The following is a 21,489-nucleotide window of genomic DNA, read 5'->3' as shown; positions in this document are numbered from 1 at the left end:
TGATAGATTTAGCTATCAGCGAGTAAAAACTGGTGAAGATGAAAGTCCTGGTTATTGGTGGTGATGGATATTGCGGTTGGGCAACTGCTCTTTACCTTTCCAATCGAGGTTATGAAGTTGGAATTTTAGATAGTTTGGTGCGGCGGCATTGGGATAATGAACTTGGTGTCGAAACTCTTACTCCGATCGCACTAATTCAACAACGTCTCCAGCGCTGGCAAGATTTGACGGGTAAATCTATCGATTTGTTCATCGGCGATATTACTAATTACGAATTTCTCCATAAAACATTACAGCAATTTCAGCCAAATGCTCTGGTGCATTTTGGTGAACAGCGTTCGGCCCCATTTTCCATGATTGACCGAGAACATGCAGTTGTTACCCAGGTCAATAATGTAGTTGGTACGTTGAACTTGCTATACGCCATGCGGGAAGATTTCCCCGAATGTCATTTGGTGAAGCTGGGGACAATGGGCGAATACGGTACACCCAACATCGACATCGAAGAAGGGTATATCACCATTGAACACAATGGACGCAAGGATACCCTACCTTATCCTAAGCAACCCGGTTCAATGTACCATTTAAGCAAAGTTCATGATAGTCATAACATCCACTTTGCTTGCCGGATTTGGGGATTGCGGGCAACTGATTTAAATCAGGGTGTAGTTTATGGTGTCCTAACCGAAGAAACGGGGATGGACGAACTATTGATTAATCGGCTGGATTACGATGGTGTTTTTGGTACTGCACTAAACCGCTTTTGTATTCAAGCAGCGATTGGACATCCGTTAACTGTCTACGGTAAAGGTGGACAAACTCGCGGATTTTTGGATATTCGGGATACAGTCAGATGTGTGGAATTAGCGATCGCTAACCCTGCCGAGGCTGGTGAATTCCGCGTATTTAACCAATTTACCGAACAATTCAGCGTCGGCGACTTGGCGTTGATGGTGAAAAAAGCTGGTAACGCTATAGGATTGAACGTAGATATCAATCACCTAGATAATCCCAGAGTCGAGAAAGAAGAACATTACTTCAACGCTAAAAACACTAAATTGCTCGATTTAGGTTTACAGCCTCACTTGCTTTCTGATTCTTTACTCGATTCTCTGTTAAACTTTGCGATCAAGTATCAGACGCGAGTTGATCATAAACAAATTCTGCCCAAAGTCTCTTGGCACAGAAATTAGGGTAAACCCCAGTAAATCGTGGGTTTAACACTGGTCGTCATGTTTTAGCACAATATGACGACCAATTAATTTATCTTATTTTGGTACTTTACCGCAAATATATATTCTGAGAAGATATAGATGTTAAAGTCCAAGTTTAGGCATTTCCCTGTGATTACAGAAGCTCAGATTTCAGCTTTATAGCTAGTCTGAGTAGTTCACTAGCAAAATGCACTCTAAGCTGAGATTATCTGCCTGGACTGAATAGTTTTATATGAGAATTGCCCTATTCACCGAAACCTTTTTACCCAAGGTTGACGGCATTGTAACGCGCTTGCGCCATACTGTTGATCATCTACAGCGCAGTGGTAATCAAGTACTAGTGATTGCCCCTGATGGAGGCATCACAGAACACAAAGGCGCTAAAGTTTACGGCGTTACTGGCTTTCCTCTGCCATTGTATCCAGAATTGAAAATGGCACTTCCCCGCCCAGCTATTGGGTACGCCTTAGAAGAGTTTAAGCCAGATATTATTCATGTCGTGAATCCAGCAGTTTTAGGCTTGTCTGGGATATTTTATAGCAAAATCCTTAAAATCCCCTTAGTAGCGTCTTATCACACGCATTTACCCCAATATCTCCAGCATTACGGCTTGGGGATGCTGGAGGGTTTTCTTTGGGAACTGCTGAAAGGCGCTCATAATCAAGCAGCTTTAAATCTGTGTACCTCCACAGCAATGGTGGAGGAACTGACAGCACATGGTATTGAACGTGTAGATTTATGGCAGCGCGGGGTGGATACTGAATTATTTCACCCTGATTTAGCTAGTGTAGAGATGCGATCGCGCCTATCAAAAAATCATCCAGAAAGCCCATTGCTGCTTTACGTGGGGCGGCTTTCTGCTGAAAAAGAAATTGAGCGCATCAAACCAATTTTAGAAGCAATTCCTGAAGCGCGGTTAGCATTGGTTGGGGATGGCCCCCACCGTGAAGCATTGCAAAAACACTTTGCTGGCACAAACACTTATTTTGTTGGGTATCTTATGGGGCAAGAATTAGGTTCTGCCTTTGCGAGTGCTGATGCCTTTATCTTTCCTTCTCGTACAGAAACACTAGGTTTAGTATTACTAGAAGCGATGGCTGCTGGCTGTCCCGTGGTGGCAGCCCGTTCCGGGGGAATTCCCGATATTGTCACAGATGGGGTAAATGGATATCTTTTTGAGCCAACAGCAGATGTTCAAGGAGCGTTCGCCCCTGGCGTTGGCGGAGCCATCGCTGCTACTGTTCGCCTCTTAGAACAAAAACAACAACGAGATATCATTCGTCAAAATGCTCGCCAGGAAGCAGAAAGTTGGGGTTGGCCATCTGCTACCAGACAGCTACTAGATTACTATCAAAAGGTAATCTTTTCTGAAAAGTTGGCAAAATCAGGGAGTAGGGAGTAAAGACGCGATTAATCGCGTCTGTGAGGAGATGAGGGAGCAGGGGGAGCAGGGGAAGCAGGGGAAGAAGAATTAATAACCAATGCCCCATGCCCAAAATCTAAAATCTCCATGACCAAAACAGACTCATGATACAGACCAAGTAAATTTATTTATGGAGAAGAGAAAATGTATGTAGTGTTGTCAAAGACGAATGCAAAAGAGAAATACGGCATCCGTTGACTTGCCCCTAAATTTATTTATGGGAATTATTAATTTTGAATTTTGAATTCGGAGCAAAGCGACGTGACACTCCCCAACTCTGGCAGCGTCTTGGCTACATTAACTGAACTGACTCAAGTTAATCGTACTCACGCCCTACTGCGTCGTGTTAAAGACTTATCTGTTAATGAATTTGTTTGCTTACTCGACTTCATAACTGCTGAGTTCCAGCAATTTCTTAGAGCTATTGAACTGATCAATAATGAAGCTCTAGAAACTATGTTGGAGAAGGTGCTAGAAGCTATCACACTCAAAATTGGTCAAATCCTGCAAGCAGAACACACTGCTATTTTTTTAGTTGACTATGACAAAGGTCAACTGTGGTCAAAAGTTCCTCAAGATAATACCCAAAAATTCTTAGAAATTCGGACTCCCATCACAGTGGGTATCCCCGGTCATGTTGCCAGTACAGGTGAATATCTAAATATATCTGAAACTTATACTCATCCTTTATTTAGCCCAGAACTTGAAAAACAAATGGGCTACAAAATCCATAATATTTTATGTATGCCTGTTATCAGTAGCAAAAACCAGACTGTAGCGGTAGTGCAACTCGCTAATAAAACCGGGAATGTTCCGTTTAATCATGATGATGAAGAACGGTTTCGAGACTTCGCCGCTTCTATTGGTATTATTTTGGAAAGCTGCCAATCTTTTTATGTAGCCGCTCGTAATCAAAGAGGCGCAACGGCTTTGTTGCGGGCAACTCAAACACTGGGGCAAAGTCTGGATTTAGAAGCAACTTTGCAGATAGTCATGGAGCAAGCTCGAATTTTAATGCAAGCAGACCGCAGTACACTGTTTTTATATCGTAAAGAGATGAGCGAACTCTGGACGAAAGTTGCGGCGGCGGCAGATGGCACAAACTTAATAGAAATCCGCATTCCGGCTAACCGTGGGATTGCTGGCTATGTGGCCTCTACTGGTGAAGCCTTAAATATTTCTGATGCTTATAAAGATCCCCGCTTTGACCCAACTACAGATAGAAAAACTGGCTATGTAACTCGCAATATCCTGTGTTTGCCAGTATTTAATTCGGCAAATGAATTAATAGGTGTTACACAATTAATTAATAAACAACAAAGTAGTTTTACCGCTTCTGATGAAGAGTTTATGCGGGCTTTTAATATTCAGGCAGGAGTTGCTTTAGAAAATGCTCGTCTGTTTGAAAATGTGCTGTTAGAAAAACAGTATCAAAAGGATATTTTACAAAGTTTATCAGATGCGGTAATTTCTACGGATATGGCAGGACGCATTGTTACGATAAATGATGCGGCGTTAGAGTTGCTGGGCTGTCCTATAAGAAATGCTAATAGTAAGAACAACAAGCTTTCGTGGGAACAAAATTTGATTGGCCGCCTAGTTTGGGAAGTTGTGCCAATTGAAAATCTCCAAATGCGGCTAGAAGATAGTTTAAAAACTGGAGCTAAACATTATGTGCCAGAGCAAAGTTTGATAGTGGGAATTTTTCAAGTTAAGAGTGAAGACTTAGAAGTTAAAAGTGAGACTCAAGAATCAAAATCCAGAACTCAGGACTCAATTTTAGCAGTCCGCGATCGCAATAACCCCAATGTGTTCATTCCCTGGAATCTACCCCTCACTTCCCAATTTGAGTTTCTTACTGCTGATGAGGTACAAAAATTAGAACGTAGTACGAATCTCACTGTTAATCCTTTAACTAACCCCGAAGGCGGTGTCCGGGGTGGTTTGGTGGTGTTGGAAGACATCAGCCAGGAAAAACGGATGAAAACTACCATGTCCCGCTACCTAACGCCCCATGTAGCCGAGCAAATTATGGCTTTGGGGGAAGATGCTTTAATGGTAGGTGAGCGCAAGGAAGTAACTATCTTATTTTCTGATATTCGAGGCTACACCACACTTACAGAAAATCTCGGTGCAGCTGAAGTGGTATTGCTGCTCAATCAGTATTTTGAAACGATGGTAGAGGCGGTTTTTAACCACGAAGGCACTCTTGATAAATTTATTGGTGATGCGTTAATGGCGGTATTTGGTGCGCCACTACCACTTACAGAAAATCATGCTTGGAGGGCTGTACAGTCAGCATTAGATATGCGGCAACGCTTAGAAGAATTTAACCGACGACGAATTATCCAAGCGCAGCCACAAATTCATATTGGTATTGGGATTAGTTCTGGAGAAGTGGTTTCGGGTAATATAGGTTCCCGCAAAAGGATGGATTACACCGTAATTGGAGATGGCGTAAATTTGAGTTCGCGTTTAGAAGCGGTAACTAAGGATTACGGTTGTGATATAATTCTAAGCGAATTTACTTATCAGCTTTGCAGCGATCGCATTTGGGTGCGCCAGTTAGATAAAATTCGAGTCAAAGGGAAACACCAGGCTGTAAATATCTACGAGTTAATTGGCGATCGCAGCACCCCTCTAGATCCCAACACTCAAGAGTTTTTATTTCACTATCATACCGGACGCTCGGCTTATTTATCGCGCAACTTCTCACAAGCGATCGCCTGTTTTGAAGCCGCCAAATGTATCCAACCCCAAGACCAAGCTGTTGATATCCATCTAGAACGGGCGCGTAATTACCAACAAGCGCCGCCCCCAGAATCCTGGGATGGTATTTGGACAATGCTTACTAAATAGTCATTGGGCATTGGCATGGGTTATTAATTCTTTTCCCTCATCTCCCTCATCCCCTTCAACCTTCAACCTCCCCCTGGTCATTCTGAAACGGATCTTCGCCAATTCTTAGCTCTTTTTTTGAACGTTTCAACTGTTTCCATAGATCCTTTATTTGTTCGTAAGCTTCACCTGGAGGCAGTTTTCCACCTGTTTCTAAGTTGCAAATGTAGCTTACTCGTTGGGCAAATTCTTGTAGATTTGCATTAAAAACCAAGTTTTCTGGCTTTACCTGACCGTAGTAGCGGCCGCGAGGATAAAGAAAATCATCTTTGTTCACTATTTTGTTCTCCAATTTATTCAACTTCCCTTGTGTTTGAATCTCTAAAGCTGAATCATTAGCTACCTTGATGTTTATTTACCGATTTATCGTGGTCAGACTGTGGCAACTCGAAGCATCGAACTCCTTTTCCAATTAATAATGGAGGTATTGGTTGATTTAGATTTTGAGACTAGAAAATAAAGCTTGAAATACTTTTACCGTAAAAGTTACAAAAAAAGTTTCTGCTAAAGTGACTAAAGAGAATATTTGACTTATCTCCCAGTTGTCAATTTATCTCATCTTAATTTATGAATTTTTGACAGTAATTAACTTCAGTTTAAACCCTGAGTTACAATATACAAAAAAATACCCGTATTATCTAGGAGTTATCATTTTTGCAAAAATAGTGACAGATTTTTGCGTGTAAAAGTACCTAGGCAAACATACTATGGCTTAAAGCAAATTGTCGTCTGTTAAAAGTTAGAGATTCAGTAGTGGATCTTTAGCAACTTTCTGCTGGGCCGTTACCAAAAAGAGGCAAAGGAGAAGGAGAACAGAGCGGGAAGATTTTCTTCTGTGCCCGTCTGCCATCTTCCCGCTCTGCGGGTTCCTGCCATAGACCTCTGCCCAATTAACCGTGTCCTCGCACCCTCTTAAATAATCACCAATAGCTAATAGTTAATAACTAAAGATAAAATGGTGAAGCCTCAAAGGACAACTTTTGTCCATCGCCTAAAACTTTACCTGCCATCATGTCTGTTAATTCCAAGTTATACGAAGGCAAAGCCAAAATTCTATATACAACAGACGATCCGGAAGTCTTGTTGGCCGATTTTAAGGACGACGCCACGGCGTTTAACGCCCAAAAACGTGGCAGTATCCAACACAAAGGAAAGATTAATTGTAGCATTTCCAGCCAGCTTTTTAAACAGTTGGAGGCTTATGGTATAAAGACTCACTTTATCGACAGCCCTACCCCGAATCAGATGCGGGTAAAGGCAGTAAAGATTTTACCCTTAGAAGTAGTTATCAGAAATATTGCTGCTGGAAGTTTGTCTCAGCAAACAGGCTTACCAGTGGGTACAATTCTAAAACAGCCTTTGGTTGAGTTTTATTATAAAAACGATCAGTTAGGAGATCCTTTGCTGACACGCGATCGCCTGTACCTGCTAGAACTAGCTACTGCGGAACAAGTAGATGCAATTACACATCTAGCATTGCAAATCAATGAATTTCTCAATAACTTTTGGCAACGATGCGGCATTACCCTAGTAGACTTCAAACTAGAGTTTGGTTTGGACTCACACCAGCAGTTGCTCTTGGCAGACGAAATTAGCCCCGATACCTGCCGTTTATGGGATACCGCAGAACAGGACTCAAACCGCCGGGTAATGGACAAAGACCGCTTTCGCCGGGACTTAGGAAATGTAGAGGATGCCTACCAGGAGGTTTTACAAAGAGTGCTAAAAGCAGTAGAGAGTAATAATTAAGTGGCTAAAAATCAATTAAACTCGTGTGGATTGTCATTTGTCAGTTGTCCTTTATTATTCACCAACGGCTAATGACTAATGACTATTTGTGATGGTGTGTGTGTGGTCGTGAAGAGGAATTATAAGTAAAATGCGTTTATCTCCCATGTTGCTGGCAGCAGTAGCAATTGCAGCCCCTTTGGGCGGTTCTTTGAGTGCAAATGCAGAAACCGCCAACAGTTCAAAACAGACAACAGAAGTTTTGACACTAGAAACAAATCAGCGCCCAGAAAAGGATACTGGTCAGGTTGGTAGTAAAAGTTTAGAATCTCAACCTAATCCCGCAAGGGTTATGGAGGCGGATAAATCGCACATTGTCGCAGTTTACCCTGTCAATCCAGGAGCGATGCCTGCGGCGGGCTACGCCTACGCAACCCCAGAGGTAATCGTGCCAACCTCCACAAGGCCAAAAACTGCACAAACCCCTCAAATAGATCCTAACCCTACTCAACAGCCGTCTCCCGCTCCAGACATTCCACCGCCAGAAATTCAACAACCAACGCCTTCCCCAACTCCTGAGACTACTCCAGTCCCAGAAAATGTCAACCCACCAACAACACAGCCTTTATTACCTACAACTCCAGAACCATCTGCCACTCCTGATCTTCCGTTCCCAAATAGTCAACAAAGAACACCTGCCCCAAACCCAGGCACTACTCCTAGTCCGCAGAATGTTAACCCGCCGACAACTCCGGGAAATACTCAACCCAACACGCCTGCCCCAAACCCAGGTGCAACTCCTAGTCCGCAGAATGTTAACCCGCCGACAACTCCGGGAAATACTCAACCCAACACGCCTGCCCCAAACCCAGGTGCAACTCCCAGTCCACAGAATGTTAACCCGCCGACAACTCCGGGAAATACTCAACCCAACGCAGCCCCAGAAGCCAATGATCCCCGCGTACTGGTGTCGGAAGTTGTAGTTAGAGCACAGACTGGGCAACTACCACCAGGATTGGAAGACCAAGTTTATAAAGTAATTCGTACCCAACCAGGACGAACGACAACCCGCAGCCAACTGCAAGAAGATATTAACGCCATTTTTGGTACTGGCTTCTTCTCCAACGTGCAAGCAGCCCCAGAAGATACCCCCTTGGGAGTGCGGGTGAGCTTTGTTGTACAGCCTAACCCCGTCCTAAGCAAAGTAGAAGTGCAAGCTAATCCTGGTACTGGTGTTGCCTCAGTACTCCCAGCTAATACTGTGGATGAAGTATTTCGGGGGCAGTATGGCAAAATCCTTAACTTGCGTGATTTGCAGGAAGGCATCAAGCAATTAAACAAGCGATATCAAGACCAAGGTTACGTACTAGCTAACGTGATTGGAGCGCCACAAGTCTCTGAAAACGGAGTTGTGACATTGCAAGTAGCAGAAGGTGTAGTAGAGAAGATTAGAGTCCGGTTTCGCAATAAAGATGGTCAAGAGACAAACGAGAAAGGACAACCAATTCGGGGACGGACACAGGATTACATCATTACGCGAGAATTGGAGTTGAAGCCAGGACAAGTATTCAATCGCAACACAGTACAAAAAGACCTACAGCGCGTGTATGGACTAGGACTGTTTGAAGATGTGAATGTCTCCCTTGATCCTGGTAGTGATCCCAGCAAGGTGGATGTAGTAGTAAATGTAGCTGAACGCAGCAGTGGTTCGATTGCGGCTGGTGCAGGGATTAGTTCTGCTAGCGGACTTTTTGGAACAGTTAGCTATCAACAGCAAAACCTGAACGGTAGGAATCAAAAACTGGGAGCAGAAGTACAGGTGGGAGAACGGGAACTGCTGTTTGACCTGCGGTTCACAGACCCCTGGATTGCCGGAGATCCCTACCGGACTTCCTACACAACCAATATTTTTCGCCGTAGTTCCATTTCATTGATCTTTGATGGTCAAGATCAAGATATTAGAACGTTTAATCCAGGTAATCCTACTAATACAAATGATCAGGATCGCCCCCGGATTCTCCGTGTAGGTGGTGGTGTTACCTTTACCCGTCCCCTCTCTGCCAATCCTTACAAAAGTTCTGTATGGACTGCCTCAGCAGGTTTACAGTATCAACGAGTTTCTGCGCGTGATGCTGATGGCAATCTCAGAAAAACAGGAGCCGTATTTGATGATAACGGCAACCGCATCAGTGAAGAAATTCCACTAACCTTATCTAGCGGCGGTCAAGACGATTTACTACTGTTGCAATTGGGAGCACAGCGCGATCTTCGCAATAACCCATTGCAACCCACTAGCGGTTCTTATCTGCGCTTCGGAGTTGATCAGTCAGTCCCCATCGGGCTAGGCAACATCTTACTCACCAGATTTCGGGGAAGCTACAGCCAATATTTACCCATCAAGCTGATTAGTCTCTCCAAAGGCGCACAAACCTTAGCATTTAACCTGCAAGCAGGAACCATCGTTGGTGACTTACCTCCCTACGAAGCTTTTACCCTTGGGGGTAGCAACTCAGTTCGGGGTTATGAAGAAGGAGCATTAGGTAGTGGACGCTCTTATGTGCAAGCATCAGTAGAGTATCGATTTCCAGTTTTTTCAGTAGTCAGTGGCGCACTATTTTTTGATCTCGGCAGCGATCTGGGAACTAGTACTAGGGCGGCTGAAGTTTTGAATAAAAATGGTAGTGGCTTCGGCTATGGTCTTGGCGTTCGCGTCCAGTCTCCACTGGGACCAATTCGGATTGACTACGGTATCAATGATGATGGTGATAGCCGAATTAATTTCGGTATTGGCGAAAGATTTTAATTTGTCATTAGTCATTTAGTTATTGGTCATTGGTAAATAACAAAGGACAAAGGACTAATGACAACTCTCTTTTCTTAATCAGCTTGCTAAATTTGACATTTACCTGAATACTGTTCCGATAAAGGGATTAATGACATTTTTAGGGGAATATCAGGGATCTTACCAAAACAGACGATGAACAATACTAAAGAAAATATACTGTCTTTTCGGCTATGCAACAGCACACTCTAGCTGGGGAAATTACCCAAATAGGGGTGGGATTGCATAGCGGTGTTAGTACCCAGGTGCGGATACTACCAGCTGAGGCGGGAAGTGGACGCTACTTTGTACGGGTAGATTTACTGGATTTGCCGATCATTCCAGCCCAAGTTGCGGCAGTTAATCACACTGTTCTCTCAACTCAGTTGGGCAAGGATGAGGTAGCAGTCCGCACGGTAGAACATTTGTTGGCTGCGCTTTCGGGTATGGGTGTGGATAATGCCCGGATTGAAATTGATGGCCCAGAAGTTCCACTTTTAGATGGTTCAGCAAGTGTATGGACAGCCAACATTGCCCAAGTTGGCCTAGTATCACAGCCCTTTAACAACCAAGTTCCCAAGGCTATTACAGAACCAATATGGGTCTATCAAGGCGATGCCTTTGTATGTGCCCTGCCAGCACCAGAAACCCGTTTTAGTTACGGTATTGATTTTGACCTGCCAGCCATTGGTAATCAATGGCACAGTTGGTCACTAACCACCGAACTAGAAAAAGCTTCTGCTAGCTTTGCTGCACAAATTGCTCCCGCTCGGACTTTTGGGTTACTGCATCAAATTGAACACTTACAAAAAACAGGGTTAATTAAAGGTGGCAGTTTGGATAATGCACTTGTTTGTGGGTCAGAAGGGTGGTTAAATCCACCATTAAGATTTGCAAATGAGCCAGTCCGTCATAAAATCTTGGATTTAGTAGGAGATTTAAGTTTACTAGGAACTTTTCCTATTGCTCATTTCTTAGCGTATAAAGCCAGCCACAATTTACACATTCAACTGGCTCAGAGAATTTTAGATTTTGGATTTTAGATTTTAGATTTAAAGTTTAAAGTTCAGGATTATTAAGGCTTTCGACATACGCTTGCCTACTCAACTTTCAGATGAAAAATCAACTATACGGCCAATGTCAATCCTCACTGAAGTGAATACCATCGATACAACTACACCGATATCTACTGAATCAGAAGCTATAAATGAGACTACAATCATATCTGAGATTAAAACAACCTTTACATCTGAAGAAATTCAGAAATTGCTACCCCACCGTTACCCATTTTTACTTGTAGACAAAATAATTGACTACGTTCCAGGTAAAAAAGCTGTTGGAGTTAAAAATGTCACTATCAACGAACCCCATTTTCCAGGACATTTCCCAGGACGTCCACTGATGCCGGGGGTGCTAATTGTAGAAGCAATGGCACAAGTTGGGGGCATTGTTTTAACTCAAATGTCTTCGGTAGAAGGCGGACTGTTCGTCTTCGCTGGTATCGATAAAGTCCGTTTTCGCCGCCAGGTTGTACCGGGGGATCAACTAGTAATAACAGTGGAACTGTTATGGGTAAAACAACGTCGTTTCGGTAAGATGCAAGGTCGTGCCGAAGTTGATGGTCAACTTGCTTGTGAAGGGGAATTAATGTTTTCTCTAGTTAATTAAAAGTTTGCTTTCGTGGTATTGGCATAGCCGTGAAATGCCTTTACTGAATCCTGAAAAAGGATCGCAGTTAAAAAAAATCCACAACAGCATTTGAATAATTTATTGATTTTCGACGCCCTCTTTACGAGACGCACTCACGAACACACTTAACTTGCTTTGCCAGACACTTTCGTTCACTGAAATATTTAACCCTCAACAATGCCAGTCGCCTCAATGGGACGGCAGTCAGTAAAACTCTCTTAACCAGGGTAACGCACTGCTTTAAAAACCCCACCCGGCGCTGGCTTATCAAGACAGTTCTGGAGATTCACCCTTGAAAACGCTAATTCATCCAACTGCTGTAATTCATCCGAAATCGGAACTCCACCATACAGTGCAAGTCGGTGCCTATGCTGTGATTGGAGCGCATGTCAAAGTGGGCCCTGAAACAATAATCGGCGCTCATGCCGTGTTAGAAGGGCCTTGTGAAATTGGGGCGCAAAATCAGATTTTTACAGGTGCAGCCATCGGTATGGAACCCCAGGATCTCAAGTTTGTGGGAGAACCAACCTGGGTCAAAATTGGTGATAACAACTTGATTCGTGAGTACGTTACCATTAACCGTGCTACTGGTGCTGGTGAAGCAACAGTGATTGGTGATGGTAACTTACTGATGGCTTATGTTCATGTGGCTCATAACTGCGTGATTGAAGACCAGGTAGTGATTGCTAACTCTGTGGCGTTGGCAGGTCATGTCCATATAGAATCACGCGCTAGGCTGAGTGGGGTTTTAGGTGTCCATCAATTTGTGCATATTGGTAGACAGGCAATGGTGGGAGGCATGGCACGGATTGACCGGGATGTGGCCCCATATATGCTAGTGGAGGGAAATCCGGCGCGGGTAAGAACCCTCAACCTTGTCGGACTTAAACGGTCTGGTATGGACTCAACAGATTTACAAATGCTCAAAAAAGCCTTCCGCATTCTCTACCGTTCTGATTTACCCTTTAAAGATGCTTTAGAAGAGTTGGAATTGTTAGGGAATAGCGAACAGTTGCAGCATTTGCGACGTTTCCTACTACTTTCTCAGATGCCAGGAAGACGTGGTTTGATTCCCGGTAGGGCAAAAAAAGGCGTTAGTGATGAATCGTGAATTATAAGTTAGGAGTTAGGAGTTATGAGTTTAGGAGTGATGACTCAAATTTTTAACTCCTCACTCCTAACTATTTAAGATTATGAGTTGTAAGTTGATGACTTAAATTTTTAACTCCTCACTCCTAACTCCTCACTCCTAACTATTTATTTCCTAACTTTAATTATCAAATGCGGATATTTATCAGCACTGGCGAAGTATCTGGCGATTTACAAGGGTCGCTGCTAATTACAGCGCTGAAGCGTCAAGCTGTAGCAATTGGGTTGGAATTAGAGATTGTGGCGCTGGGTGGCGAAAAAATGGTGGAGGCTGGCGCAATTCTGTTGGGAAATACCAGTAGTATTGGCTCAATGGGTATTCTAGAAGGTTTGCCTTATCTTTTACCAACTCTCCAGGTGCAACGTCAGGCGATCGCTTTCTTAAAACAAAATCCACCTGACTTGGTGGTGCTGATCGATTATATGACTCCCAATCTGGAAATTGGGACTTATATGAAACAGCAATTACCAGATGTGCCTGTGGTGTATTACATTGCTCCCCAAGAGTGGGCTTGGTCAATAAGTTTGCGTAGAACTAACCGGATTGTTAGTTTTACAGATAAGCTGTTGGCAATTTTTCCACAAGAAGCTCGTTACTTTCGTGAGAAAGGGGCAGAAGTTAGTTGGGTAGGGCATCCTTTGGTTGACCGAATCCAAGACGCTCCCAGTCGCCAAGCAGCCCGTGCAACATTGGGAATTGCACCAGAACAAATTGCGATCGCACTTCTCCCCGCCTCTCGCCGCCAAGAACTAAAATATCTTTTACCAATTATTTTTCAAGCCGCCCAAACTATTCAAGCGAAATTACCTGAAGTTCATTTCTGGATTCCTCTGTCGTTGGAAGTCTATAGACAGCCAATTGAGCAGGCTATTGAGCGTTACGGTTTACGAGCGACAATTATATCAGGTCAACAAATGGAAGTTTTTGCTGCTGCTGATTTAGCCATTAGTAAATCTGGTACTGTCAACCTAGAACTTGCTCTGTTAAATGTGCCGCAAGTTGTAGTTTACCGTTTAAGTTCCCTGACTGCTTGGATAGCTCGTAAAATCCTCAAAGGTTCTGTAACCTTTGCATCACCACCTAATTTAGTGGTGATGAAGCCGATTGTGCCAGAATTTTTACAAGAGCAAGCCACACCAGAGAATGTTATCCAAGCAGCGATGGAACTGCTACTCAATCCCAGTCGCAGAGCGCAAACTTTGGCGGATTATCAAGAAATGCGGCAAAGTTTAGGAGAAGTTGGGGTTTGCGATCGCGTTGCTCAAGAAATTTTCCAAATGGTATCGGGGAATGGCGAGTAGGGAGAGACGCGATTAATCGCGTCTGTACAAAGTGGGGAGTAGGGAAAATTTTGTATATTTAATACGTGATACCCAATCCCAATCTCTTTAGAGGTGTCATGGCTTATGAGATGAAAAAACAAAGAGCGATCGCTGTTGACTTATTCGCCGGTGCGGGGGGTATGACTCTTGGCTTTGAACAAGCTGGCTTTGATGTCCTAGCGTCTGTGGAAATTGACCCGATCCACTGTGCAACACATGAGTTTAACTTCCCTTATTGCTCAGTGTTATGTAAAAGTGTTGTGGATACAACCGGGGAAGAAATTAGGAATCGGTCTGAGATTGGCGATCGCGAAATTGATGTGGTAATTTCTGGATCCCCATGTCAAGGGTTTTCTCTAATTGGAAAACGGGCTATTGATGATCCCCGAAACTCTTTGGTGTTTCATTTTCATCGGCTAGTTTTTGAGCTGAAACCAAAGTTTTTTGTAATGGAAAATGTTCGGGGGATTACAGTTGGCAAACATAAACAAATCCTCCAATCCTTAATTAGCGAGTTTAGAATTCACGGCTATAAAGTAGAAGAAAATTACCAAGTTCTCAACGCTGCACATTATGGAGTACCACAGTCGCGTGAGAGATTATTTCTTATAGGTGCAAGGCAGGATGTAGAGTTACCGAAATATCCTCAGCCGATTACTAAACAAGCATTACCAAATAATTTAACTTCTAAAAAAATATTTGATATACCATTAAGCCCTACAGTATTGGATGCAATTGGGGATTTACCTGAAATAGAAAAATATTCAGAGTTAATAACAAGAGATTGGGTTGTAGCAGAATACGAAAAACCTAGTAACTATGCTCTTGTACTTCGCGGTATCAAATGCTTAGACGATGATTATTCTTATAAGCGAGAATATGATTTGCGAATACTTTCTTCAAGTTTAAGAACAAAACATTCTGCGGAAACTATTCAACGTTTTCAGGAGACTCAACAAGGCGAGAGAGAAAAAATTAGTCGTTTTTATAAACTGCATCCTGCTGGTGTCTGTAATACTTTAAGAGCGGGAACAGACAAGTATAGGGGTTCTTTCACATCGCCTAGACCGATTCATCCAATTACGCCGCGTTGCATTACAGTCAGGGAAGCGGCGAGATTACATTCTTACCCCGATTGGTTTAGATTTCATGTAACTAAATGGCATGGATTTCGGCAAGTTGGTAACTCTGTACCACCTTTACTAGCAAAGGCTGTGGCGGCAGAAATTATTCGCAATTTGAATATTTCGCCTTGTAAGCCAATTTTGGCATACAAGTTGCCAGAGGAAAAGCTATTACAGTTTAATATGTCGCAAGCGGAACAATATTATCAGCGTGATTAGTAAGAATACGCTCTGTAATATGTGTAAGGTTGGGCTAAGTAGAGCTTTAGGTAAAATTGTGGCAAACTTTTGCTCATCTAGAGATTTTGCTGATTGAGTAAGATTAGCGAATCAGCATTCTTTCTTACTGAAAAATAGTCAATTTGGTAGAGTAAAAGAGAATAGTTATACTTTTGGTTGTTGATAAATGTTTATAAGTTGCTTTAGCTTATTATGGTGTACAACTATTGAATTTGTTTTTGCCAATAGTAACTGATGCAATTCAATTAAGCGGCTTCTATAGCGACCTGTCTGACCAACTGATTGTTGTTAAAGCCAGATTTTACGATTATTCTTTGTTAACTGCGGATGGAAAAAATCTTAACTATCCTGATATGCTCCCCTCTTAAGTAGTGTTAGGGCTTGAGTACTAAATTACCCCAACTTATCTCGTCTGCTTTGCGATAATTCCGCTTTATTTGCTCTGTAATTCTGTTATGACCTCTAAAGATCCTGTTGCCTCACCCGTGAATCGATTGGTTTTATCCGAAGAAGCCTTCTTCTTTGAGCGATCGCTCGATCTGCTGTCGGTCATTGGTCTGGATGGCTACTTTAAGCGGATCAATCCTGCATTTACCCAAACCCTTGGCCACTCAGAAGCAGAATTATTAGCCAGTCCTTTTTTAGACTTCGTGCATCCAGACGACCACTTCGCCACGTTAGCAGAAATGGAGAAGGTGAAAACCGGGATACCAACGCTCAATTTCGAGAATCGTTACCGGACGAAAGATGGCTGCTACCGATGGCTGGGTTGGACAGCATCACCGCAGATTGTCCGGGGATTGATATACTGCGTTGCCCGTGACATGACCCAGCAGAAAGAGACCGAAGTTCCCCTACAACGCGCCAACCAAGAACTAGAACAGCGTGTTGCCGAACGGACTGCCCAATTAGAACAGGCAAATGCAGTCCTGGCAGAACGGGAAGCCTTGTATCGAACCCTAACACAACACATCCCCAATAGCGCAGTTCATCTGTTTGACCATGACTTGCGCTTTTTGCTCATAGAAGGTAGCGAAATCAAACAATTGCGATTAGATGGAGCGGCACTAGTGGGGCAAACCATTTGGGAAGCCCTGCCTCCAGAAACCTGTGAGCAAATTGAACCGTTGTATCGTGCAGCACTAAAAGGCGAAGTTTCAGTCCAGGAAGTGCTTTACTCTAATCAGGTTTATGAAGTACATACTTTGCCTGTACGCAGTGAGCAGGGTGAGATTTTTGCAGGCATGGTACTCATCCAAAATATGACGCATCGCAAGCAGGCAGAAGCAGAGTTACAGGAAAGCAGGGCAACGCTGCAACGGCAACTGGCTGAGATTGAAAGTATCTACCAGTCTGTTCCAATCGGGTTAAATGTTCTCGATACCAACCTACGCTTTGTGCGAATTAACCAGCGATTGGCAGAGATCAATGGATTTTCCGTAGAGGAACACATTGGACGAACAATTCGAGAGTTACTGCCTAACATCGCGGATACTGCCGAAGAGTTGCTGCGTCCTATCTTAGAAACGGGAGAACCGCTACTAAACATCGAAATTCGGGGGAAAACTCCGGCACAACCGGGAGTAGAGCGTGTCTGGCTGGAGAGCTTTTTGCCGTTAAAGGATGGCGAGCAGATAATTGGCATCCATACCGTCTGTCAAGAGATCACCGAGCAGATTCAGGTAGATGAAGCCCTGCGCCAGAGTGAAGAACGATTCCGTACAATGGCAGACAATGCACCTGTAATGGTTTGGGTGACGGATGCCACCGGATACTGCACCTATCTCAGTCAAAGTTGGTATGAATTCACAGGACAAACTGAAGCAACAGGGCTGGGGTTTGGTTGGCTGAATGCGGTGCATCCAGAGGATTTTGCATTTGTTCGAGAAACATTTATAAGCGCTAATATCCATCACAAAGCCTTTCGAGCAGAATACCGTTTACGCCGTCAGGATGGTGAATATAGTTGGGCAATTGATGCAGCAAGTCCCTGGTATGAGGCAGATGGGCAGTATAAGGGCTACATCGGCTCAGTTATTGATATCACCGATCGCAAACAAGCAGAGGAAGCCCTGCGGCGATCTGAGGAACGCTATCGCACGCTGTTTGAAACAATGGAAGACGGCTTTTGCGTTATTGAGATGTTGTTTGATGCAAACAATACGCCGATTGATTATCGCTTCCTAGAAATTAACCCTGCATTTGAGCAACAAACCGGACTCCAACAGGCAGAGGGTAAAACGTTACGCCAACTCGTTCCCAATATGGAAGAATTTTGGTTTAAGACTTATGGCAGAGTGGCTCTAACGGGTGAACCCGTTCGCTTTGAAAATGGCTCTGAGGCGATGAATCGCTGGTTTGAAGTTTATGCGTTTCGCACTGAGGAACCGGAGAGACGCAAAGTGGCTATCCTGTTCAAGGATATTAGCGATCGCAAACAGTCTGAGATAGCCCTGCGGGAGAATGAAGACCGCTTGCGGATGGCGATCGCCTCTGCCCAATTGGGAACTTGGGATTGGAATCTGGTTACAGGAGAATTGAAATTGGATACTGGCTGCAAAGCCATGTTTGGGCTACCGCCCGATGCCGAGAGTAGTATAGAGGCATTTTTTGAGGGCTTACATCCCGATGATTGCGATCGTCTTCAGGAAATTATTCAAGAGGCGTTTAACCCAGCATCAGGTGGCTCTTATGATGCTGAGTATCGAACAATTGGCATTCAGGATAAAGTTGAACGCTGGCTGAGAGCGAAAGGGCAAGCCTACTTTGATGCAAACGGAAAACCGCTCCGCTTCATTGGTACGGTGTTGAATATTACGGAGCAAAAACAAACCGAAGCGCAATTAATTCATGATGTTTTTCACGATTCACTAACTGGACTGCCAAACCGTGCTTTATTTATCGAAAGGTTGGAACAGGCGCTGGCATTAACAAAACGTCATTCAGACTACAGATTCGCTATTCTGTTCCTAGATGTGGATCGCTTTAAAGTTATTAACGATAGCCTTGGTCATATAATTGGGGATCAATTGCTAATGGCCCTGGCACGCAGATTAGAAAGGTGTCTCCGTGCAGGAGATACAGTTGCCCGTTTAGGTGGAGATGAGTTCACAATTTTATTAGATGATATCAAAGATTTAAACGATGTAAAAAATGTAGCGAACAGAATAAATGCAGCTTTGACAGGAGCTTTCAATCTTCGGGGAAATGAAGTAATTACTACTGTAAGTATTGGTATCGCTTTAGGCACAAGCACTTATAATCTGCCAGAAGAACTCATCCGTGACGCTGACATTGCAATGTACCGTGCTAAAGCATTAGGAAAAGCACGCTATGAAATATTTGATTTTAGTATGTACACTCAAGCTGCCCAGTTATTACAGTTAGAAATGGATCTACGACGGGCAATTGAACGCCAAGAATTTCAGGTTTACTATCAGCCAATTGTCTCGTTAGAAACTTATCAGATTATCGGCTTTGAGGCTCTTGTGCGCTGGCAACATCCTGAAGATGGATTTGTTTCTCCAGACAGGTTTATTCCCTTAGCAGAAGAAACTGGGCTGATTGTACCGATTGGTTATTGGGTGTTACGCGAAGCTTGTCGTCAGATGCGGGCTTGGCAATTGAAATTTCCTACTAACCCAACCTTAAGCATCAGTGTAAATATTTCTAGTAAACAGTTTTTCCACCCCAATTTGATTGAGGAAATTCGCCAAATTTTACTAGATTCTGGTCTACAAGGCAGCAGTTTAAAGTTGGAGATTACTGAAACCGTACTGATGAAAAATTCTGACTCAGCGACTGCTATGCTTTTGGAATTACAACAGATGGACATTCAGTTACATCTAGATGATTTTGGCACAGGTTATTCATCCTTGAGTTACCTGCACCATTTTCACTTTAGTGCATTAAAGATTGATCGTTCATTTGTTATGAACATTGGTGCTAATGGAGAAAACTTGGAAATTGTTCAGGCGATTATTTCTCTAGCACAAAGTCTTAACATAGATGTAATAGCCGAGGGTATAGAAACAAGAGAGCAATTAACACAGCTTCAAATTAAAAAATGCAAGCACGCACAAGGATATATTTTCTCTCGACCACTTGATAGGAACTTAGTAGATACATTAATCGCATCTAGCTTGTACTTTCAGCTAAATTAAGACATGCTATATTTAACGCCTATGTTCAGCTTTGATTTCGTCTTTTGAAAATCTTTGAAGTCCAATATTGAAAAGATACTTTAATTTATTATAATTGTTAGAAAAACATCAATTTTAGACACTTTTCTGCGCCTAGGGGTGAGCTTGAAACACTAACGTTCCTTTGTAATCACAGAACTACCATTACTAATACTTACTTTTTGAATAAGAACTTCAGAACAAGATGATAAAATATCAGTGCTAATTTGATTAGCAATAAATTCAAAATCTTGGTTTGTTAATCGCTGTGCAGTATCGCCACTTAAGTTAATACAAATAGTTAGCGATTGAGGATTACTAGAAAAATGTTCATCATCTAATGCTTCTAGGTCAGCTTCTGCTATGCCTAAATTAAACTCTTTACTCCAAACTGGAAACTCTTGACCAGTTTGTTGCCCGTAAACTTTCACTATTTCAATAGATGAAACCCCTAAAGCGGTTAACCCTTTACGGATAAATGCAACTAAAATATGCTGATTTAGCACTTGGGCAGATTCTAGTATTACCTCCAAGCAAGTATCTTGGAAGGCAACTTGTGCGTTGATCCCTTTGGGGTGTAGGTGGCGGTTCATCAGAGATGCGATCGCCTGCGTGTCTCCCTGTCTTGCAAGCTCCAGAATATTTGGCTGTGTCATAACCAGTAAAAGAGAAAATCTAGAAAAATAAACTTATATTCTCAGGATTCCCTCTTGACAGCCTTAAGTAACATTATGATGCAAGATATCAGCTAATCTTGGCTAAAATGTCTAGGATAAAGATAGTCATTCACAAACTTTTGCAAAAAATAGATTTTCCCTGTATCTATATCAAAAACTCTTGTTTTTGTGCTTGCCATAACAGGATTAATATTAATCAGTTTAATTCCAATTTTCAATATGAAGTTTTATCGAGATCATGCTTGGCCCTCGACGTTGGAAGAAGCCATCGTTATCCAAGAAAAGCTGCGAGATCGAGTAATTACTGAGGATCAACTACAAGAACCTGTCCAGCACGTTGCCGGGGTGGATATGGGTTTTGAAGCTGATGGAACCATTAGCCGTGCAGCTGTCGCAGTACTGAGTTTTCCTGATTTGCAAGTAATCGAGACAAGCCTAGCATACCGTCCTACGACCTTTCCTTATGTTCCTGGGTTCCTCTCATTTCGGGAAATTCCAGCTGTTCTCGATGCGCTGGAGAAGATTAAAACAACACCAGATATCATCCTGTGTGATGGTCAAGGAATTGCCCATCCTCGCAGATTAGGTATAGCTAGCCATTTAGGGTTACTTATAGATATGCCGACAATTGGTGTAGCTAAGTCCAGGTTAGTAGGTAAGTATGAGGAATTGCCAGAAACAAAAGGCAGCAGCCAACCACTTATATATAAAGGCGAAACGGTTGGGGCAGTTTTGCGATCGCGCACAGGAGTAAAACCTCTGTACATCTCCAGTGGTCATCGAATTAGTTTACCCACGGCGATTGACTATGTATTACGCTGCACGCCTAAATATCGGCTGCCAGAAACGACGCGCATTGCTGATAAATTGGCATCGGATAGATAATAGACCTCTTGCAAAAGTCCCTAACACCCCATTCCCAACCCCTCCCCGCTTTTCGGGAGGGGAGACAAAGCGTAGCTTTGGCGGGGTGGGGTTCTTTTTTTTTGATTTATGCAAGAGGTCTAAAACTTATTGAAGTT

General features: G+C 43.1%; 14 protein-coding genes. 12 read left to right on the top strand and 2 right to left on the bottom strand.

The window, feature by feature from the left end; translation table 11 throughout:
* Window positions 1-38 precede the first annotated feature (38 nt).
* The 3 genes from V7K25_RS12900 to V7K25_RS12890 all read left to right on the top strand — a co-directional run bounded on the left by V7K25_RS12900 (window position 39) and on the right by V7K25_RS12890 (window position 5,496).
* Window positions 39-1,193, top strand: a complete 1,155-nt coding sequence (locus V7K25_RS12900; RefSeq protein ID WP_335158591.1) for an NAD-dependent epimerase/dehydratase family protein — start codon at window positions 39-41, stop codon at window positions 1,191-1,193.
* 253 nt (window positions 1,194-1,446) lie between these two features.
* Window positions 1,447-2,616 carry a glycosyltransferase family 4 protein gene (locus V7K25_RS12895; protein ID WP_335158464.1) on the top strand — a complete coding sequence of 390 codons (1,170 nt, stop codon included), beginning with the start codon at window positions 1,447-1,449 and terminating at the stop codon, window positions 2,614-2,616.
* A gap of 282 nt (window positions 2,617-2,898) precedes the next feature.
* Window positions 2,899-5,496: a GAF domain-containing protein gene (locus V7K25_RS12890; protein ID WP_335158462.1), complete on the top strand. Its 2,598-nt coding sequence runs from the start codon at window positions 2,899-2,901 to the stop codon at window positions 5,494-5,496.
* A 55-nt stretch (window positions 5,497-5,551) separates the two neighbouring features.
* Here the strand turns inward: V7K25_RS12890 and V7K25_RS12885 are convergent, their stop codons facing one another.
* On the bottom strand, window positions 5,552-5,827 hold the full coding sequence (locus V7K25_RS12885) for a DUF7219 family protein (RefSeq protein ID WP_181374200.1): 276 nt from the start codon (window positions 5,825-5,827) through the stop codon (window positions 5,552-5,554).
* 719 nt (window positions 5,828-6,546) lie between these two features.
* On the opposite strand from V7K25_RS12885, the gene purC reads away from it, so the two are divergent.
* The 8 genes from purC to V7K25_RS12845 all read left to right on the top strand — a co-directional run bounded on the left by purC (window position 6,547) and on the right by V7K25_RS12845 (window position 19,772).
* The gene (gene purC, locus V7K25_RS12880; RefSeq protein ID WP_335158459.1) at window positions 6,547-7,284 is read left to right on the top strand and encodes a phosphoribosylaminoimidazolesuccinocarboxamide synthase; all 738 of its coding nucleotides are present in this window, start codon (window positions 6,547-6,549) and stop codon (window positions 7,282-7,284) included.
* A gap of 130 nt (window positions 7,285-7,414) precedes the next feature.
* On the top strand, window positions 7,415-10,066 hold the full coding sequence (locus V7K25_RS12875; RefSeq protein WP_335158457.1) for a BamA/TamA family outer membrane protein: 2,652 nt from the start codon (window positions 7,415-7,417) through the stop codon (window positions 10,064-10,066).
* Window positions 10,067-10,278: 212 nt separating this feature from the next.
* A complete protein-coding gene (lpxC, locus tag V7K25_RS12870) occupies window positions 10,279-11,127 on the top strand; it encodes a UDP-3-O-acyl-N-acetylglucosamine deacetylase (RefSeq protein ID WP_335158455.1) in 849 nt (282 codons plus the stop codon).
* 94 nt (window positions 11,128-11,221) lie between these two features.
* Window positions 11,222-11,752, top strand: coding sequence for a 3-hydroxyacyl-ACP dehydratase FabZ (gene fabZ, locus V7K25_RS12865; protein ID WP_335158453.1), 531 nt, complete (start codon window positions 11,222-11,224; stop codon window positions 11,750-11,752).
* Window positions 11,753-12,065: 313 nt separating this feature from the next.
* On the top strand, window positions 12,066-12,884 hold the full coding sequence (lpxA, locus tag V7K25_RS12860) for an acyl-ACP--UDP-N-acetylglucosamine O-acyltransferase (RefSeq protein ID WP_335158452.1): 819 nt from the start codon (window positions 12,066-12,068) through the stop codon (window positions 12,882-12,884).
* A gap of 170 nt (window positions 12,885-13,054) precedes the next feature.
* Window positions 13,055-14,224: a lipid-A-disaccharide synthase gene (gene lpxB, locus V7K25_RS12855; RefSeq protein WP_335158450.1), complete on the top strand. Its 1,170-nt coding sequence runs from the start codon at window positions 13,055-13,057 to the stop codon at window positions 14,222-14,224.
* A 110-nt stretch (window positions 14,225-14,334) separates the two neighbouring features.
* Entirely contained in the window at window positions 14,335-15,588 is a 1,254-nt protein-coding gene (locus V7K25_RS12850) for a DNA cytosine methyltransferase (protein ID WP_335158448.1), read from the top strand.
* 476 nt (window positions 15,589-16,064) lie between these two features.
* The gene (locus V7K25_RS12845) at window positions 16,065-19,772 is read left to right on the top strand and encodes a sensor domain-containing protein (protein ID WP_335158446.1); all 3,708 of its coding nucleotides are present in this window, start codon (window positions 16,065-16,067) and stop codon (window positions 19,770-19,772) included.
* 152 nt (window positions 19,773-19,924) lie between these two features.
* Here the strand turns inward: V7K25_RS12845 and V7K25_RS12840 are convergent, their stop codons facing one another.
* Window positions 19,925-20,446: a hypothetical protein gene (locus V7K25_RS12840; RefSeq protein ID WP_335158444.1), complete on the bottom strand. Its 522-nt coding sequence runs from the start codon at window positions 20,444-20,446 to the stop codon at window positions 19,925-19,927.
* 240 nt (window positions 20,447-20,686) lie between these two features.
* On the opposite strand from V7K25_RS12840, the gene nfi reads away from it, so the two are divergent.
* Window positions 20,687-21,352 carry a deoxyribonuclease V gene (gene nfi / locus V7K25_RS12835; protein WP_335158442.1) on the top strand — a complete coding sequence of 222 codons (666 nt, stop codon included), beginning with the start codon at window positions 20,687-20,689 and terminating at the stop codon, window positions 21,350-21,352.
* Window positions 21,353-21,489 lie beyond the last annotated feature (137 nt).

It is taken from the genome of Nostoc sp. (assembly GCF_036919495.1).
GTDB lineage: Bacteria > Cyanobacteriota > Cyanobacteriia > Cyanobacteriales > Nostocaceae > Nostoc.
Note: the sequence above shows the minus strand (reverse complement) of the source record. Positions and strands in the feature narration are given on the sequence as shown.

What these genes read in the sequence shown, in the direction of transcription:
- V7K25_RS12900 (WP_335158591.1), top strand. Translation starts at nt 39, where the DNA reads ATGAAAGTCCTGGTTATTGGTGGTGATGGATATTGCGGTTGGGCAACT.
- V7K25_RS12895 (WP_335158464.1), top strand. Translation starts at nt 1,447, where the DNA reads ATGAGAATTGCCCTATTCACCGAAACCTTTTTACCCAAGGTTGACGGC.
- purC (WP_335158459.1), top strand. Translation starts at nt 6,547, where the DNA reads ATGTCTGTTAATTCCAAGTTATACGAAGGCAAAGCCAAAATTCTATAT.
- V7K25_RS12875 (WP_335158457.1), top strand. Translation starts at nt 7,415, where the DNA reads ATGCGTTTATCTCCCATGTTGCTGGCAGCAGTAGCAATTGCAGCCCCT.
- lpxC (WP_335158455.1), top strand. Translation starts at nt 10,279, where the DNA reads ATGCAACAGCACACTCTAGCTGGGGAAATTACCCAAATAGGGGTGGGA.
- fabZ (WP_335158453.1), top strand. Translation starts at nt 11,222, where the DNA reads ATGTCAATCCTCACTGAAGTGAATACCATCGATACAACTACACCGATA.
- lpxB (WP_335158450.1), top strand. Translation starts at nt 13,055, where the DNA reads ATGCGGATATTTATCAGCACTGGCGAAGTATCTGGCGATTTACAAGGG.
- V7K25_RS12850 (WP_335158448.1), top strand. Translation starts at nt 14,335, where the DNA reads ATGAAAAAACAAAGAGCGATCGCTGTTGACTTATTCGCCGGTGCGGGG.
- V7K25_RS12845 (WP_335158446.1), top strand. Translation starts at nt 16,065, where the DNA reads ATGACCTCTAAAGATCCTGTTGCCTCACCCGTGAATCGATTGGTTTTA.
- V7K25_RS12840 (WP_335158444.1), bottom strand. Translation starts at nt 20,446, where the DNA reads ATGACACAGCCAAATATTCTGGAGCTTGCAAGACAGGGAGACACGCAG.
- nfi (WP_335158442.1), top strand. Translation starts at nt 20,687, where the DNA reads ATGAAGTTTTATCGAGATCATGCTTGGCCCTCGACGTTGGAAGAAGCC.